Origin of the sequence: Microbacterium sp. cf332 (genome assembly GCF_900102175.1) — a bacterium.
Lineage (GTDB): Bacteria > Actinomycetota > Actinomycetes > Actinomycetales > Microbacteriaceae > Microbacterium.
In genome coordinates, this window is the sequence record NZ_FNKN01000001.1 from 1,421,536 (window position 1) to 1,437,896 (window position 16,361).

At 72.3% G+C, this 16,361-nt stretch carries 15 protein-coding genes; 13 read left to right on the top strand and 2 right to left on the bottom strand.

Annotated features, from left to right (window positions below; all coding sequences use genetic code 11):
* Positions 1-25: 25 nt before the first annotated feature.
* Together BLT21_RS06730 and BLT21_RS06735 are read left to right on the top strand one after the other, a co-directional pair.
* Complete coding sequence (locus BLT21_RS06730) at positions 26-1,786, top strand: DUF5605 domain-containing protein (RefSeq protein ID WP_091500740.1); 1,761 nt, start codon at positions 26-28, stop codon at positions 1,784-1,786.
* A 55-nt stretch (positions 1,787-1,841) separates the two neighbouring features.
* Positions 1,842-3,233: an HNH endonuclease signature motif containing protein gene (locus tag BLT21_RS06735; RefSeq protein WP_256335951.1), complete on the top strand. Its 1,392-nt coding sequence runs from the start codon at positions 1,842-1,844 to the stop codon at positions 3,231-3,233.
* A gap of 42 nt (positions 3,234-3,275) precedes the next feature.
* Here BLT21_RS06735 and BLT21_RS06740 read toward each other — a convergent pair whose 3' ends face one another.
* Complete coding sequence (locus BLT21_RS06740; protein WP_091500558.1) at positions 3,276-4,004, bottom strand: FadR/GntR family transcriptional regulator; 729 nt, start codon at positions 4,002-4,004, stop codon at positions 3,276-3,278.
* Positions 4,005-4,111: 107 nt separating this feature from the next.
* On the opposite strand from BLT21_RS06740, the gene BLT21_RS06745 reads away from it, so the two are divergent.
* The 8 genes from BLT21_RS06745 to BLT21_RS06780 are packed head-to-tail and all read left to right on the top strand — an operon-like array spanning position 4,112 to position 12,774.
* Positions 4,112-5,500 carry an MFS transporter gene (locus BLT21_RS06745; protein WP_256335952.1) on the top strand — a complete coding sequence of 463 codons (1,389 nt, stop codon included), beginning with the start codon at positions 4,112-4,114 and terminating at the stop codon, positions 5,498-5,500.
* Positions 5,497-7,239: a dihydroxyacetone kinase family protein gene (locus tag BLT21_RS06750; RefSeq protein ID WP_091500560.1), complete on the top strand. Its 1,743-nt coding sequence runs from the start codon at positions 5,497-5,499 to the stop codon at positions 7,237-7,239. Before BLT21_RS06745 ends, BLT21_RS06750 begins: the two co-directional genes overlap by 4 nt.
* Positions 7,236-7,706, top strand: coding sequence for a ribose-5-phosphate isomerase (locus BLT21_RS06755; RefSeq protein WP_091500561.1), 471 nt, complete (start codon positions 7,236-7,238; stop codon positions 7,704-7,706). Before BLT21_RS06750 ends, BLT21_RS06755 begins: the two co-directional genes overlap by 4 nt.
* The gene (locus BLT21_RS06760; RefSeq protein WP_091500562.1) at positions 7,706-8,545 is read left to right on the top strand and encodes a triose-phosphate isomerase family protein; all 840 of its coding nucleotides are present in this window, start codon (positions 7,706-7,708) and stop codon (positions 8,543-8,545) included. Before BLT21_RS06755 ends, BLT21_RS06760 begins: the two co-directional genes overlap by 1 nt.
* A complete protein-coding gene (locus BLT21_RS06765; protein ID WP_091500563.1) occupies positions 8,542-9,342 on the top strand; it encodes a sugar phosphate isomerase/epimerase family protein in 801 nt (266 codons plus the stop codon). The genes BLT21_RS06760 and BLT21_RS06765 overlap by 4 nt, the downstream gene beginning before the upstream one ends.
* Positions 9,342-10,190 carry a phosphogluconate dehydrogenase C-terminal domain-containing protein gene (locus BLT21_RS06770; RefSeq protein WP_091500564.1) on the top strand — a complete coding sequence of 283 codons (849 nt, stop codon included), beginning with the start codon at positions 9,342-9,344 and terminating at the stop codon, positions 10,188-10,190. The genes BLT21_RS06765 and BLT21_RS06770 overlap by 1 nt, the downstream gene beginning before the upstream one ends.
* Positions 10,191-10,201: 11 nt before the next feature.
* Positions 10,202-10,957, top strand: coding sequence for an SDR family NAD(P)-dependent oxidoreductase (locus BLT21_RS06775; RefSeq protein ID WP_091500565.1), 756 nt, complete (start codon positions 10,202-10,204; stop codon positions 10,955-10,957).
* Between the two features lie 2 nt (positions 10,958-10,959).
* Positions 10,960-12,774, top strand: a complete 1,815-nt coding sequence (locus BLT21_RS06780; protein ID WP_091500566.1) for a D-apionate lactonase family protein — start codon at positions 10,960-10,962, stop codon at positions 12,772-12,774.
* A 9-nt stretch (positions 12,775-12,783) separates the two neighbouring features.
* Here BLT21_RS06780 and BLT21_RS06785 read toward each other — a convergent pair whose 3' ends face one another.
* Positions 12,784-13,788, bottom strand: coding sequence for a LacI family DNA-binding transcriptional regulator (locus BLT21_RS06785; protein ID WP_091500567.1), 1,005 nt, complete (start codon positions 13,786-13,788; stop codon positions 12,784-12,786).
* Positions 13,789-13,915: 127 nt separating this feature from the next.
* On the opposite strand from BLT21_RS06785, the gene BLT21_RS06790 reads away from it, so the two are divergent.
* The 3 genes from BLT21_RS06790 to BLT21_RS06800 are packed head-to-tail and all read left to right on the top strand — an operon-like array spanning position 13,916 to position 16,318.
* Positions 13,916-14,326, top strand: coding sequence for an L-rhamnose mutarotase (locus tag BLT21_RS06790; protein WP_091500568.1), 411 nt, complete (start codon positions 13,916-13,918; stop codon positions 14,324-14,326).
* Positions 14,323-15,489, top strand: a complete 1,167-nt coding sequence (gene rhaI, locus BLT21_RS06795; protein ID WP_091500569.1) for an L-rhamnose isomerase — start codon at positions 14,323-14,325, stop codon at positions 15,487-15,489. The genes BLT21_RS06790 and rhaI overlap by 4 nt, the downstream gene beginning before the upstream one ends.
* The gene (locus BLT21_RS06800) at positions 15,482-16,318 is read left to right on the top strand and encodes an alpha/beta hydrolase fold domain-containing protein (RefSeq protein WP_256335953.1); all 837 of its coding nucleotides are present in this window, start codon (positions 15,482-15,484) and stop codon (positions 16,316-16,318) included. Before rhaI ends, BLT21_RS06800 begins: the two co-directional genes overlap by 8 nt.
* Positions 16,319-16,361: the final 43 nt, after the last annotated feature.

Sequence of the window (16,361 nt, forward strand, 5' to 3'; positions counted from 1 at the left end):
TCGTCCCCGCCCAGGAGGCATGCACATGTTCGACCGCGCCACGACCTTCGGCGAAGCCCTCGACGACCCCGCGGCGCGGGCCATCCTCGAGCGGTACATGCCCGGCGTCGCCGCCTCGCCGATGGCGACGCAGTTCCGGGGCGGGCGTCTCGGCCAGCTCGTCGCCATCGTGCCGGCGCTCGAGGACCTCGCCGAGCGCGAGCGCTTCTTCGCCGCCCTCGCCGAGGTCGGCAGCGGCACGTCCCGGCCGCCCTACGCGCCGCCGATCGCCCCCGACCCGGCGTACGAAGGAGAGGACGTCCCGCGCGGCTCGGCGAGGGTCGAGGTGCCCCCGACGGCCGCGCAGTGGGATCCGATCGAGATCCGGCTGACGGGGCCGGCGCACGGCAACCCCTTCGTCGACGTCGAGCTCGACGCGGTCTTCGAGCGGAACGGGACCGAGGTGCGGGTCGGCGGGTTCTACGACGGCGACGGTGTCTACGTCGTCCGCGCCCTCGCCGACGCCCCCGGCGCCTGGCGCTTCCGCACCCGGTCGACGGCGCGCTCGCTCGACGGCATCACCGGCGACCTCGAAGTCGTCGAGCCGCGTGCGGGCTCGCACGGTCCGGTGCGGGTCGACGGCTTCCACTTCCGGCACGCCGACGGCACACGGCACCGCCCGATCGGGACGACCGCGTACGCGTGGACGCACCAGCCCGACGAGCTGCAGGAGCAGACCCTCGAGACCCTCGCCGCGGCATCCTTCGCGAAGCTGCGGATGTGCGTGTTCCCGAAGTCGTACCTGTACAACGGCGACGAGCCGGCCGATTTCCCCTTCGTCGGCAGCCTCGCCGACGGGTTCGACCTCGAGCGGTTCGACCCCGCGCACTTCCGCCGACTCGAGAAGCGGATCGCCCAGCTCGGCGCGCTCGGCATCGAGGCCGACCTCATCCTGTTCCACGCCTACGACCGGTGGGGGTTCGCCGACCTCGGGCCGGCCGTCGACGAGCGGTACCTGCGTTACGTCGTGCGCCGCCTGTCGGGCTACGCGAACGTGTGGTGGTCGATGGCCAACGAGTACGACCTGCTGTGGTCGAAGGACCTCGACGACTGGGAGCGCCTCGCGGCGATCGTGGGTCAGGAGGACGCCTTCGGCCACCTGAACTCGATCCACAACTGCCGACCGGTCTACGACTACGGCAAGCCCTGGATCACCCACGTCAGCATCCAGCGGGTCGACGTCTACCGCACCGCCGAGAACACCGACCAGTGGCGCGACCAGTGGGGCAAGCCCGTCGTGATCGACGAGTGCGCCTACGAGGGCGACATCGACCAGGGCTGGGGCAACATCACCGGCGAGGAGATGACCCGCCGCTTCTGGGAGGGCGCGGTGCGCGGCGGCTACGTCGGTCACGGCGAGACCTACTACCCGCCCGCGCACGGCCGCGACGACGAGATCCTCTGGTGGTCGAAGGGCGGAGCGCTGCACGGCTCCTCGCCCGACCGCATCGCCTTCCTCGAACAGCTCCAGGCCGAATCCCCCACCGGGGTCTGGGACCCGCTGCCGAGCGATTGGGATGTCCCGTGGGGTGGCGTCGCGGGTGAGGTCAAGATCGCGTACTTCGGCTTCAACCGGCCCCGGTTCCGCAACGTCATCCTCGAGGCCGGCGCGTGGCGCGTCGAGGTGATCGACACGTGGAACATGACCGTCGACGAGCTGCCCGGTCAGCACCGCGGCTCGCTGCGCGTCGAGCTGCCCGGCCGCCCCTTCGTCGCTCTGCGCCTCACGCGTGTGGCGGCCGCCTGATCGGTCTGCTCGGCACATTCGAACAAATGTCCGAACCCCTGCGTACCGTGGAGACATGCCCACGGAGAACGGAACGAACGACCCCGGCGGGTCACCCCATGGCGCCGCACTCGCCGCGTTCGAGGCCGCGCTCGCGCTCACACATGCCGCCTCGATCGCCTCGACCCGCGCGCTCGCCGAGCTGGGCCGGTCGGCGTTGCGCGAGGCACGGCGTGACGTAGTCCGGGGCATGGCGTCCGACATGGAACTGCGGTCCGTCGCGGCCGAGGCCGCGGGCATCGCCCGGCAGTCCGACCGGCGGCTCCAGCACGACATAGACCGAGCGATGACGATCGTCGACGACTATCCGACCGTTCTCGGCGCGTGGGAGGAACGCCGGATCACCCGCGATCACGTCGATGTGGTCGTCACGGCGGGCGTCGGAGTGCCCGAGGACATGCGGGCGGAGTACGAGGTCGCTGCGATCGCGATATGCGAGGGCGACATCCACACGCGCGTGCGGGCACCGCTGGCCGCCCTGGCGCAGAAGATGCACGACAAGCCATTCACCGAACGGCACCGGGAGGCGGCGGCCGGGCGGTGCGTACGGGTGCTGCATGGTCCGGATGGGATGTCGTCGGTGATCGCCGAGCTCCCGACCACGATCGCGGCGGGGATTCTGGATCGACTCACCCAGATCGGCCAGACCGTCACGGAGGCGCGAGCGGATGTCGCGGGCGCGGGCCGCGACATCGGGCGCGGTGCCGCATGCGGGGCGAGCGCAGAACAGGATGCCGCGGAGCCCGACCTTCGGACCATGGACCAGATCCGCGCTGATGCCTTGGCGGATCTGGTGCTCGCGGGCGCGCCGGCACTCGATCCGACCCATGGGAAGGACGGCGCGGGGGCCTTGGGGGCGATCCGGGCGCGCGTGCAGGTCGTGATCACCGCCGAGACGTTGACGGGGAAGGACGAGCACGCCGCTGACGCCGTCGGCGGTGCGCTCGTCGATGCCGAGACGGTGCGGTACCTTGCGGGACAGGCGTCGTCGTGGGATCGACTGTTCGTCGACCCCGTCACCCGCACGCCGGTCGAGATCGACACCTACCGTCCCACCGCTGCCATGGCGCGGCTGCTCACGGCGCGGGATCAGCACTGCCGGTTCCCCGGGTGCCGGCGGGCCGCGATCCGATGCGACATCGACCACACGATCGACCACGCCCTCGGCGGACTCACCCACGTCTCCAACCTTGCGCACCTCTGCCAGCGCCACCACTCGATGAAGCAATTCACCCGATGGCAGGTACGGCAACGCGGCGGCGGGGTCCTCGAATGGACCTCGCCCCTCGGGCGGATCTACCGCGAAGACCTCCCGGTACCCGCGGTCTGCTTCACGACGGAGTTCGCGACGACACCACCGGGCGGTTCCGCCGAGACCGGTGGGCCGCCCTCGCCTCCCCCGTTCTGATCCCGGTGAGGTGTTGCGGCACCGCGGTGCTCCATCGCGACCTCAGCGCGCGCTGTCGGCGGCGAGACGGCGGGCCGCGGTAGCCATGTGCGCGGCCATGGCCGAGGCGGCGGCGTCCTCGTCGCCCGCGGTGACGGCCCGCGAGATCTCCTCGTGCTCCGCGAGGGCCTGCCGCGCCTCGGCCTCGTCGTGAACGGCACGATCGGCGTAGACCTGCAGCAGGGAGCGCACGACGTGCAACAGGTCGATGAGCATCGCATTGCCGGCGAGGCGGGCGAGCTCGTGGTGGAAGGCCAGGTCGGCGCGCGCGAACTCGGCGAGGTCGGCGAGGGACGCGCGCATCCGCTCGACGTGGGCCCCCAGCTCGCCGTCGCCGGTCGCGCCCGCCGCGAGACGGGCGACGTAGATCTCGAGCCCCGATCGCAGCTCGATCAGTTCGTGCGTGTTCCGCTCGCCGATCAGCAGCCCCCACCGCAGCGTCTGCGGCAGCAGCTCGCTCGCCGCACCGCGCAGATAGGTCCCCGAGCCGGGCCGGACGTCGACGATACCGAGGATCTCGAGGGCCGCGAGCGCTTCGCGCACGGCCGAGCGGCCGACCTCGAGGGTCGCGGCGAGCTGACGCTCCGGCGGTAGCCGGGTGCCGGGAGCCACGTCGCCCGAGGTGAACAGATCGAGCAGGCGGCGCGCCACCTCCGAGACGGGCGTCCGCGCCGGGAGCGCCGCGAGGGATGCCGCGAGGTCGGGCGAACCGTCTGAACGGAAGGCGGGCATGCACCCAACCTACCCGGCGACTCAGGGTTGCAATTGGTCAACCGGTTTGCCAAACTATGGCGAGCGACGGGGCGATCCGTCGCCATCACCGACGATGGGAAGTCAGCGTGGACACCTCCGCCCCTACCGCCACCGAGCCACCCGAAGCGCGGTCCGCCATCCGCAAGGTGGCCGTCCGGCTCGTCCCGTTCGTGGCGCTCATGTTCTTCATCAACTACCTCGACCGCACCGCGATCGGCTTCGCCGCCCCGAACGGCATGAACGACGACCTCGCCCTGAGCGCCGCCCAGTTCGGGTTCGCGTCGGGGGTCTTCTTCATCGGCTACATCCTGCTCGAGGTGCCCTCCAACCTCGCGCTGCACCGGTTCGGCGCCCGCAAGTGGCTCGCCCGGATCATGGTCAGCTGGGGCATCGTCGCGGTGCTGTTCACCTGGGTTCAGAACTTCGAACAGCTCGTCGTCCTGCGCTTCCTGCTCGGCGTGGCCGAGGCCGGCTTCTTCCCCGGGGCGATCCTGTTCCTCAGCCTGTGGGTGCCCTCGCGCTACCGCGGCCGCATCCTCATGCTCTTCTACCTGGCCCAGCCCCTCACCACCGTGATCGGCGCCCCGCTGGCCGGCGCGCTCATCCAGCAGCACGGCGTCTTCTTCGGCCTCGAGGGCTGGCGGTTCATGTTCCTCGGCGTCGCGATCCCCGCCGTCATCGTCGGAGTCGTCGCCTGGTTCTACCTGAAGGACTCCCCCGCCGACGCCACGTGGCTCACGGCAGACGAGAAGACCTGGCTCACCGGGGCCCTGGCAGCCGAACGGTCGGCCACCGAAGCGCGCGAGAAGCACGTGTCGGTCCGCTTCGCCTTCCGCAGCGGCCGCGTCTGGGCCCTGTCGTTCATCTACTTCGGGTTCATCTACGGCCTCTACGCCCTCGCGTTCTTCCTGCCCACCATCATCGAGGGCTTCCAGGAGCAGACGGGACAGACCTTCGACGTCTTCCAGAAGGGCCTGATCACCGCGATCCCCTACCTGCCCGCCGCGATCGTCATGGTGCTCTGGTCGCGCGACGCCCACCGCCGCGGCATGAAGACCTGGCACATCGCGGTGCCGGCCGTGGCCGGTGCGGTGTCGATCCCGCTCGCTCTCTTCGCCGGCTCACCCGCGGCGACGATCGCCGTGATCACCGTCACCGCGTGCGCGATCTTCGCCGCCCTGCCGAACTTCTGGACCCTGCCCACCCGATTCCTCACGGGGGCCGCCGCCGCAGCCGGCGTCGCCCTCATCAACACGGTCGGCAACCTCGCCGGCTTCAGCGCCCCCTACATCACGGGCGCGGTCCGGGACTGGACCGGCGGCTACGAGCTGCCCATGGTCATCGTCGGCGTCGTGATGCTCGTCTCCGCGGTGCTCATGGTTCTGCTCGCCCGCGGGGACCGGATGGCGCCCGCCGTCGTCCCGCAAACAGGTGAGACGGCTGCCATGACGCAGAAGGGGCCCGCGGCACGATGACCCGCCTGTGGAACGACCCGGCAGACTTCGCCGACGAGATGATCGACGGCTTCGTCGCGGCGAACGCGCGCTACGTGCGCCGCGTCCCGGGCGGTGTCGTGCGCGCGACGCCCGCTCGCGCGGGCCGGGTAGTCGTCGTCGTGGGCGGCGGGTCGGGTCACTATCCCGCCTTCGGCGGTCTCGTGGGCCCCGGCTTGGCCGACGGCGCCGCGATGGGCAACCTCTTCGCATCGCCGTCGACGCAGCAGATCCATGCGGTCGCGCGCGCCGCCCATCGCGGGGGCGGTGTGTTCTTCTCGTACGGCAACTACGCCGGCGACGTCCTGAACTTCGACGCGGCGCAGGAACGGCTGCGCGCGGAGGGCATCGACTGCGACACCGTCGCCGTCACCGACGACGTCGCGAGTGCGACGCCGGACGAGAGCCACCGGCGCCGCGGCATCGCCGGTGACCTCACCGTCTTCCGGTCGGCTGCCGCCGCGGCGGCCGCGGGGTACGACCTGGCCGGCGTCGCCCGCGTGGCACGGCGGGCGAACGACCGGACGCGCTCGTTCGGCGTCGCCTTCAGCGGCTGCACGCTGCCCGGCGCCCCCGAGCCGCTCTTCAGCGTGCCGGCGGGTCGGATGGCGATCGGTCTCGGCATCCACGGCGAGCCGGGAATCGGCGAGACCGAGGTGCCGACCGCCGACGGTCTGGCGGAGCTGCTGGTCTCGACGCTACTCGCCGAGCGTCCCGCGGAAGCCGACGGGCGGGTCGTGCCGATCCTCAACGGCCTCGGTTCGCTCAAGCACGAGGAGATGTTCGTCGTCTACCGCCGCGTCGCCCAGCTGCTCGCCGATGCGGGCCTCGAGGTCATCGACCCGCACGTCGGCGAGTACTGCACCAGCTTCGCCATGGCCGGCACCTCGCTCACGCTGTTCTGGCTCGACGACGAGCTCGCCGAGCTGTGGGAGACCCCGGTCGACACCCCCGCCTACCGACGCGGGGCGGTCGCACCCGACGACTCGAGCACGCCGTCCGACCCCGCCCCCACCGCGGCGACCGACGACGCACACACGGCGATCGTCGCCGGCGACGCCGATTCGCGATCCCTCGCCGTGCTCGTCGCCGCCGCGGTCGATGCGGTCGCCGCGACGGTCGACGCCCACGTCGACGAGCTGGGTCGGATGGATGCCGTCGCCGGCGACGGCGACCACGGAATCGGGATGCAGCGGGGCTCGCACGCAGCGCAGGCCGCCGCGCACGCGGCCCGTTCGGCGGGCGCGGGAGCGGCGACCACCCTCGCCCACGCCGCGGACGCCTGGTCGGATCGCGCCGGAGGCACCTCGGGCGCACTGTGGGGAGTCATCCTCTCGGCGATCGCGGGCGCGCTCGGCGATCACGGCCGACCGGACGCGTCGGCCGTCGCGAACGGCGTCGCCGCTGCGACCCGCGGGGTGATGGCGTACGGCAAGGCCGAGCTCGGCGACAAGACGATGGTCGACGCCCTCGTGCCGTTCAGCTCCGAGCTGTCGAACGCCGTCGCCACCGGCGCACCCCTCGCCGAGGCCTGGCGCTCCGCGGCCGCCGCCGCGACGACCGCCGCCGCCGCGACCGCCGGACTGCTGCCACGCATGGGCCGGGCGCGCACGCACGGACAGCACAGCGTCGGCACCCCCGACCCGGGGGCGCACTCGCTCGCCCTCATCGCGACCGCCGTCGGCGTCGTGCTCGCCGACTCTGAGAGGACCTCATCATGACCGACACCCTGCGCATCGTCATCGGCTGCGACGACGCCGGCTTCGACTACAAGGAGGTGCTCAAGCGCGACCTCGAGGCCAGCGACCTGGTCGCCTCGGTGGTCGACGTCGGCGTCGGCGCCGACGGGCACACCCCCTACCCGACCGTGGCGATCGAGGCGGCCGAGCGGGTCGCACGCGGCGAGGCCGATCGCGCGCTGCTGATCTGCGGCACCGGGCTCGGCGTCGCGATCGCGGCGAACAAGGTCGCCGGCATCCGCGCGGTGACGGCGCACGACTCGTTCTCGGTGGAGCGCGGCGTGCTGTCGAACAACGCTCAGGTGCTGACGATGGGTCAGCGCGTCGTGGGCATCGAGCTCGCCCGGCGCCTCGTGCGCGAGTGGCTGACCTACCGCTTCGACACGGCATCGGCGTCGGCCGACAAGGTCGCCGTCATCGACCGGTACGAGAGCACCGGCTCCTGCTGATGACGCCCGTCTCCGCGCACGGCGCGGCTCACCGGACACCGCGCGCGACCGTGGGGGTGAGCCTCAAGGCGTACTTCGGTCGGCGATCCGCCCGCGTGTGGTTCGGCGAGGTGGCCGTCGCCGTCGGCGCGCACGAAGCCGTCCGCAGCGGCGCCGTCGAGGTCTTCGTCGTCCCCACCTACCTGCAGTTCGACGACGCGCGAGACTACCTCGCGCCCGTCGGCATCCACGTCGGCGTCCAGGACGTCTCGGCGCACGAGCCGGGCGCCTACACCGGCGAGATCACGGCGGCCGAGGTCGCCGAGTCGGGCGGGGTGTTCGCCGAGATCGGCCATGCCGAGCGACGTCGACTGTTCGGCGAGACCGACGAGGTCACGGCGGCCAAGGCCACCGCGGCCCTGCGCCACGGCGTCACCCCGGTGCTGTGCGTCGGCGAGTCGGAGCGCACGGATGCCGCCGCTGCCGCGCGCGCGACGGTCGCCCAGCTGCACGCCGACCTCGCCGGAGCGCCGGCCGGGCGCGTCGTCGTCGCATACGAGCCCGTCTGGGCGATCGGCGCCCCCGAGCCCGCCCCGACCGCGCACATCGTCGCGGTGAGCCGAGCCCTGCGCGCCGCACTCGACGCCGATCCCGCGCGCGCCGGCTCGACCGTGATCTACGGCGGGTCGGCCGGGCCGGGCCTGCTGGCCCGGCTCGACGGCGCTGTCGACGGGCTCTTCCTCGGCCGCTTCGCGCACGATCCCGCCGCCTTCACCCGTGTGCTCGACGAGGCAGCGGCGCTCGCCGCGACGCGCGCCGACGCCGACGCCGACGCCGACGGAGACGGGGTGGCACGGTGATCGGCCTCGGCACCTACGCCTTCCTCTGGGAGCACTCCGACCGGGTCGCGTCGCCGCTGTCGCTCGTCGGAGCGTTCGAGCGCACGCGCGAGCTGGGCGTCGACCTGTTCCAGGTCTGCGACTACGCCCCTCTCGAACTCATGGGCCAGGCCGAGCTGCGCGATGCGGCTGCCGCGGCCCGCGACCTCGGCCTGACGATCGAGCTCGGCACCAAGGGCGTCGCCCCGGAACGCCTGACGCGCTTCCTCGACCTGGCGGAGGTCTTCGACGCGCGGCTCGTGCGCAGCATGGTCTACGCACCCGACTCGCGACCGACACTGGCGCAGGCGGAGACCTGGCTGCGCGGCATCCTGCCCGCGTACGAGTCCGCCGGCGTGGTCATCGCGCTCGAGACGTACGAGCAGGTGTCGACCGTCGACCTGACGCACCTCGTCGCGACCATCGACAGCCCCAGCCTCGGCGTGTGCCTCGACCCGGCCAACGTCGTCGCCCGCCTCGAGATGCCCCGTGAGACCGTCGAGCTGGCCGCGCCGCACGTCAAGAACGTGCACGTGAAGGACTTCGCCTTCGCCCGGCAGCCCGGCTGGGTGGGCTTCACGTTCACCGGCACCCGCATGGGCGAGGGCCTGCACGACTACCCACACCTGCTCGAGACCGTCCGTCCGCGCGAGCGCGACGCCGATGGCATCAACGAGATCGTCGAGCACTGGCTGCCCTGGCAGGGCGACGCCGAGACCACTGTCCGAACCGAGCGGGAATGGACCCGCGCCACCCTGGAATACCTGAGGAGCACCTGATGAGTCACACGATCGCCGTCGTCGGAGCGGGCGGGAAGATGGGCATGCGCGTGTCCAACAACCTCGTGAAGACCGACCACACCGTCTTCTACGTCGAGAACTCCCCCGCGGGCCGCGAGCGCACCGTCGCCGCCGGGCGCGAGCTGACCGACGCCGCGATCGCGGTCGCGGACGCCGACATCGTCGTGCTCGCCGTGCCCGACCTCGCGCTCGGACCCGTCACCGCCGACCTCGTCCCGCAGCTGCGGGCCGGAGCGATCGTGCTGACCCTCGACCCCGCCGCCGCATACGCGGGACTGCTCACGACCCGCGACGACGTCATCCAGGCCGTCGCGCACCCGTGCCACCCGTCGGTCTTCCTCGAGCGCACCACGAAGGAGGAGTGGGCCGACACGTTCGGGGGCATCGCCGCGCCGCAGGACGCCATCGCCGCCATCGAGTCGGACGACGCCGACAAGCGGCGCATCGTCGAGGAGACGGTGCGCGCGATCTATGCGCCGGTCATCGACGTGCACTGGGTGACGGTGAAGCAGCTCGCGCAGCTCGAGCCGACGCTCGTCGAGACCGTCGCCTGCATGATCGGGTCCCTCCTGAACGAGGCGCTCGACGAGGCCATCCATACGATGGGCGTGCCCGAGGCCGCGGCTCGCAGCATCCTCTACGGCCACACGCAGGTCGCCCTCGCCAACGGGCTGCGCGGCGACAACCCGTTCAGCGACGCGTGCCTCATCGCGATGGACTACGGTCGCGAGAGCATCATCAAGGACGACTGGAAGAAGATCTTCCGCGACGACGAGCTCGACAAGAACCTCGCGCGGATGCTGCACCTGGACCACATCGAGCGCTGAGGACCGAGACGATGACGAGACTGCAGGGCAAGACGGCGCTCGTGACCGGCGCCGCGATGGGCATCGGGCACGCCGTCGCCGCGCGGTTCGTCGCCGAGGGCGCCCGCGTCGTGCTCGCCGACCGCAACGGGACCGCGGTCGGTGAGGCCGCCGCGGCACTCGGTCCGCTCGCGAGGCCGGCGACGATGGACATCTCCGACGAGACCGCGGTCGCGGCCGCCTTCGCCGACCTCGATGCGGCCGGATGGACGCCCGACGTCGTCGTCGCGAACGCGGGCGTGCAGCTCTTCGGGCAGGACGCCCCCGCCGCCGACCTCGACCTCGACGTCTGGCGACGGACGATCGACATCAACCTCACCGGGACGTTCCTGACGGTCAAATACGCCGTCCGAGCGCTGCTGTCCCGCGGCGGCGGGTCGATCATCCTCACCGGCAGCCCCACCGCGGTCAATGGCGAAGGCGCGGCCTTCACGGCCTACAGCGCGTCGAAGGCCGGCGTGCACGGGCTCGGACGCACCGTCGCCGCGGCTTACGCCGACCGCGGCATCCGGGTGAACACCGTGCAGCCGGCGTACACCGAGACGCCGCTGGTCTCCGCGATCAGCGATGACCCCGAGTCGCGCGCGGCCATCGTCTCGCGCATCCCGATCGGTCGCGCCGGCACCCCCGCCGACGTCACCGGCATCATGGTCTACCTCGCGAGCGACGAGGGCTCGTTCGCGACGGGTGCGACCTTCTCGGTCGACGGCGGCATGACGACGCTCTGACCATGTCGACGACATGGGGGCGCGGGAACACCGACCGGCGACGGATCGGCGCGTGGGAGTTCGATCTCCGCGGTGACGAGTTCGCCGACATCCGGCTCGCCGGCCGATGGGTGCTGCGCAGCATCCGCGCCGTCGTGCGCGACCGCGACTGGAACACGGTCGACCTCGTCGTCGACCGTGTCACGGCCGCCGGGTCGAGCGTCACCCTGCACGTGCGGGCGGCCGACGAGCGGATGCCGTTCCACGGTGTCGTGCGCGCCGAAGTGCGCGGCGAGAGTCTGCGGGTGCTGTGCGACCTCGAGGCGGCGATCCCCGTCGAGACGAACCGCGCGGGCCTCGTCGCCCTCATCCCGCCCGCCGCGGCGGGCGCCGGGCTGTCGGTGACGCACAGCACGGGCGCGGTGTCGGAGACGGCGCTGCCGCTCGCCGTCAGCCCGCACCAGCCGGTGTTCGATATCGCGGGGCTGCACTGGTACGACGACGGCCTCGCGATCGGGCTGGCGTTCGACGGCGATGTGTTCGAGATGGAGGACCAGCGCAACTGGACCGACGCCTCGTTCAAGGTCTACAGCCGGCCGCTCGCGCTGCCGTTCCCATACCCGCTCGACGCTGGCGAGCGGGTACGGCAGGTCGTCACGATCACCGCCCACGCCGACGCGCCCGCCACCTCAGCCACAGGGGATGCCGCGGGCGGGGATGCCGCGGGCGGGGAAGCCGCGATCGAGCTCGCAGCCCGCGGGGTCTTCCCCGCCATCGGGCTGGCCGCGTCGTCCGCACCCGATCCGGCCCCCGTCGTCCGGGGCACGGCGGGCACGAGCGCCGCCGCCTCCTCCGTCGGCGCGGCGAGCACGCTCGTCGAGCTCGATCTGGCGTGGCCGGGCTGGCGGGCGGCACTCGAGCGCGCGGCCGCCGAGGGCCCTCCCCTCGACGTCCGACTCGTGCTCCCCGCCGAGGCGGGGGTGTCGACGACGGTGGACGCCGCCGTATCGCGTGCACTGTCGGACGCGGTCTCCGCGCTCGCCGGCCTCACCGTGGCTCGCATCACGGCCTTCCAGCCCGCCGGGCCGGCGCGTCACGTCTCCGACGCTGCGTCCGTGGCGCGGCTGCGCTCGGCGCTGCGTGACGCGGGCCTCGACGTGCCCGTCGTCGGCGGCGCGCGCACGCACTTCACCGAGCTCAACCGCGAGCACCACCGGCTGCCTGGCGAGCTCGCCGGGATCGTCTTCAGCGTCACCCCGCTCTTCCACAGCCGCGACACCGAGCAGCTCGTCGAATCGCTCGCGATGCAGCGCCTCGTCGCAGTGCAGGCGGTCGAGATCGGGCACGGCCTGCCCGTGCACGTCGGCCCCATCACCCTCCGCCCGCACGTCAACGCCGTCGCGACGACCGCGCCGCCGCGCCCCGTGGCATCCGATCTGTCGGGTGGCTACGGCTCGCATCTGATCGACGCCGACGACCCGAGGCAGCGCGCGCCCGAACTCGCGGCGTGGACGATCGCGAGCACGGCGGCCCTCGCCGTGCCGGGCATCGCCAGCCTCACGTTCTTCGAGTCCTGGGGTCCGCGCGGCATCGTCGGCTCCGACGGCACGGCTCTCCCTCTGGCCGAGGCGGTCGCCGCCCTCGCCGCCCTCGCGGGCGGTGAGCTGCTGTCGGGCCGGAGCCCCGACGGCCTCGTCTGGGCCGTCGGCGCACAGCGCGGCGGGCAGGCCACGGTGCTGGCGGCGAACCTCGACACCCGCGAGCGGGTGCTCACGACGACGACCCCGACCGGGGCCTGCACAATCTCCCTCGCTCCCGGCGCCTGGTCGCGGGTCTGACCCCGAATCTCAGCCGGTCGAGTCGCGCACGACGAGCTCGGGGCGGAACCGCACCCGCCGCTCGTGCTCGCCGGCGGGGTCATCGAGACCGCGCAGCAGCAGGTCGACGGCGCGGTACCCGATCTCGTGCGCGGGCTGGCGGATCGAGCTGAGCGGCACGACGGTGGCCGCGGCGAAGTCGATGTCGTCGTAGCCGATGAGCGCGACCTCCTCGGGCACGCGCAGCTGACCGAGCACCGAGAACGCCTGCAGCACGCCGACGGCGAGCAGATCGTTCGCGGCGAAGACGGCGTCGACGCGATCGTCGCCGCGGCGGTCGCGCAGCTGCTCTCCGGCGGCGCGGCCGTGGAGCACAGACAGCGCCGGCACCGCGAACTCCTCCAGGTGGGCGTCCGCGACCTCGGCGACCGCGCGCCGCGCACCCTCGAGACGGTCGGCGACCTGCCGGATGGACACCGGCCCGCGGACGAACGCGACGCGCCGACGACCCCGCGCCAAGAGGTGCGAGACGGCGAGATAGCCGCCCTCGACGTCGTCGACCGAGACCGACGCGAAGACGTCGTCGGGAACCTCGCGGTCGACGAGGACGACCGGCACGCCGGCTGCCTGCAGCGCTCGCAGCCGGTCGAGATCGTCTCCGACGGGAGTGACCAGCACGCCGTTGACCCGCTGCTCGCGGAAGAGATCGAGGTGGGCCGACTCGCGCTCGGACTTCTCGTCGCTCGTGCTCAGCAGCACCGTCATCCCGCTCTCCGCGGCGCGCTCCTCGGCGCCGCGCGCGACCTCGGCGAAGAACGGGTTGCCGATGTCGAGCACCACGAGTCCGATCGACCGGCTGCGCCCCGCGCGCAGCTGCCGTGCGGCGTCGTTGCGCACGAAACCGAGGTCGGCGATGGCCTGCTGCACCCGCGCGACCATGTCGGGCGACACGCGCGCGGGGTTGTTGAGGACGTTCGACACGGTCCCCACCGACACGGATGCCGCGACCGCGACATCCCGCACGCTCACTGCCATGCCCTCAACCGTAGCGCCCGACGACCGAGCGCGGCAGATCACGGGTAAACGTTTCCCGGTTGTGTCGGGCTCGCTGACCCGCTAAGCTCATGAAACGATTCACAAACCGGCCCACCAAGGAGCCTCGATGACGAGTGCATCTGCGCACCGGGTCTGCTTCTCGCTGCAGATCCACCCCGACCTGATCGACGAGTACGTCGCCCGCCACACGCCGGTGTGGCCGGACATGCTCGCCGAGATCGCCGCATCCGGACGACGCAACTACTCGCTGTTCCTCGGCGACGGCGGGCGCCTCATCGGCTACTACGAGGTCGACGACGACGCCGCGGCACAGGCCTACCTCGCCGCCTCGCCCGTGGCCGCCCGCTGGGAGGCCGAGATGGCGCGGTTCTTCGTGGGTCTGGCCGGACGCCCCGACCAGGCCGCCACACCCCTGACCGAGGTCTTCCACCTGCACGACCAGCTGGCGGCGGCCGCGCCGCATTCCGCCTCCCCGACATCCGCCACCCCCACCGACGAAAGCGACGCCGCATCGTGAGCACCCTCTCCCCCGACCACTTCGCCCTGCTCCAGCGCCAGGGCATCGAGCTGCCCAGCTGGGCATTCGGCAACTCGGGCACGCGCTTCCGCGTGTTCCCGACCGCCGGCACCCCGCGCGACCCGTTCGAGAAGATCGCCGACGCCGCCGAGGTGAACCGTGTGACCGGTCTCGCGCCGTCGGTCGCCCTGCACATCCCGTGGGACAAGGTCGACGACTACAGCGCGCTGCGCCGTCACGCCGAGGACCTCGGCGTCGCCCTGGGCACCATCAACTCGAACACCTTCCAGGACGAGGACTACAAGTTCGGCGCCCTGACCCACGAGGACGACGCGATCCGCCGCAAGGCCGTCGACCACCACCTCGAGTGCATCGACGTCATGGACGCCACGGGCTCGCGCGACCTCAAGATCTGGCTCGCCGAGGGATCGAACTACCCCGGCCAGAACGACATGCGCGCCCGCCAGGACCGCCTCGCCGACTCGCTCCAGCAGATCTACGCGCGCCTCACGGGCGAGCAGCGCCTCGTGCTCGAGTACAAGTTCTTCGAGCCGTCGTTCTACCACACCGACGTGCCCGACTGGGGAACGAGCTACGTCCAGGTCGCCGCCCTCGGTGAGCGCGCCATGGTGTGCCTCGACACGGGCCACCACGCCCCCGGCACCAACATCGAGTTCATCGTCATGCAGCTGCTGCGCCTGGGCAAGCTCGGCTCGTTCGACTTCAACTCGCGCTTCTACGCCGACGACGACCTCATCGTGGGGGCGGCCGACCCGTTCCAGCTGTTCCGCATCCTCGTCGAGGTGCTGCGCGGCGGCGGCTTCGACAACCCCGACGTGGTGTTCATGCTCGACCAGTGCCACAACATCGAGGCGAAGATCCCCGGGCAGATCCGCTCGGTGCTCAACGTCCAGGAGATGACGGCGCGCGCCCTCCTCATCGACGGTGAGGCCCTCGCCGCCGCACGCACCGCGAACGACGTGCTCGGGGCGCAGGCGGTCTTCATGGACGCCTTCTACACGGACGTCCGCCCGGCCCTCGCCGAATGGCGCGAGTCGCGGGGACTGCCGGCCGACCCGATGGCCGCATACGCGGCATCCGGCTACCAGCAGAAGATCGAAGCCGACCGTGTCGGCGGCACGCAGGCCGGCTGGGGTGCCTGAGCGCACGGCGGCCGGCGGCCTCGTCCGCGTCTACCCGGCCGCCCGACCGAACGGCGCGGGACTGGTCTGGATGCACGGCGGCGGCTTCGCGTTCGGTGACCTCGACATGCCCGAAGCGGATGCCGTCGCGCGCGGCCTCGCCGAGGCGGGCACGACGGTCCTCTCCGTCGACTACCGCCTCGCCCCCGCCCCTGCGGGGTGGGGTGGGGCCGACGACGCGGCCGGCGAGCGCGGCGACCACCGCTACCCCGCGGCATCCGACGACGTCCTCCGTGCCTGGGAGTGGGCCACGGCGCACGCCGACGAGCTCGCGATCGCACGCCTCGCCCTCGGCGGGGCCAGTGCCGGGGCGAACCTCGCCGCGGGCGCGACGCTCCGCCTGCTCGCGGCGGGAGTCGCCCCACCCCGACTCGTGGTGCTGGCGTACCCGACCCTGCTCGCCGTCCAGCCCGCGCCCGGCCTCGCCCTGCGCGCCGCTCTCGACGCGCACCCCGAGCACGATCGATTCGGCAGCGAGGCCGTCCGCAGCATGTACGAGAACTACCTCGGCGGATCCGTCATCGGCGCGCCGATCGCGGCCGTGCCGGGCCTCGCCTCGGCCGCGGAGCTCGCCGATTTCCCGCCCACCCTCATGATCAACAGCGAGATCGACGAGCTGAGCGTCTCGGGCGACGTGTTCGCCGCGACGCTCCGGCAGGCCGGCCGTGACGTCGAGACGGTGGTCGAGCCCGGTACCGACCACGGCCACCTCAACCGGCCCGAGAAGCCGGGCTTCGCGGCATCGATGGCACGCATCGTCGCCCGTCTCGAACGCCTCGCCGCATCCTGATCCCGACCGCCACCTCGTCCCGACCACACGAACCGTCCCGTCC

Bases quoted from the DNA above. Each gene is read 5' to 3' on its own strand.
- BLT21_RS06730 (WP_091500740.1), top strand. From the start codon at position 26: ATGTTCGACCGCGCCACGACCTTCGGCGAAGCCCTCGACGACCCCGCG.
- BLT21_RS06735 (WP_256335951.1), top strand. From the start codon at position 1,842: ATGCCCACGGAGAACGGAACGAACGACCCCGGCGGGTCACCCCATGGC.
- BLT21_RS06740 (WP_091500558.1), bottom strand. From the start codon at position 4,004: ATGCCCGCCTTCCGTTCAGACGGTTCGCCCGACCTCGCGGCATCCCTC.
- BLT21_RS06750 (WP_091500560.1), top strand. From the start codon at position 5,497: ATGACCCGCCTGTGGAACGACCCGGCAGACTTCGCCGACGAGATGATC.
- BLT21_RS06755 (WP_091500561.1), top strand. From the start codon at position 7,236: ATGACCGACACCCTGCGCATCGTCATCGGCTGCGACGACGCCGGCTTC.
- BLT21_RS06760 (WP_091500562.1), top strand. From the start codon at position 7,706: ATGACGCCCGTCTCCGCGCACGGCGCGGCTCACCGGACACCGCGCGCG.
- BLT21_RS06770 (WP_091500564.1), top strand. From the start codon at position 9,342: ATGAGTCACACGATCGCCGTCGTCGGAGCGGGCGGGAAGATGGGCATG.
- BLT21_RS06775 (WP_091500565.1), top strand. From the start codon at position 10,202: ATGACGAGACTGCAGGGCAAGACGGCGCTCGTGACCGGCGCCGCGATG.
- BLT21_RS06780 (WP_091500566.1), top strand. From the start codon at position 10,960: ATGTCGACGACATGGGGGCGCGGGAACACCGACCGGCGACGGATCGGC.
- BLT21_RS06785 (WP_091500567.1), bottom strand. From the start codon at position 13,788: ATGGCAGTGAGCGTGCGGGATGTCGCGGTCGCGGCATCCGTGTCGGTG.
- BLT21_RS06790 (WP_091500568.1), top strand. From the start codon at position 13,916: ATGACGAGTGCATCTGCGCACCGGGTCTGCTTCTCGCTGCAGATCCAC.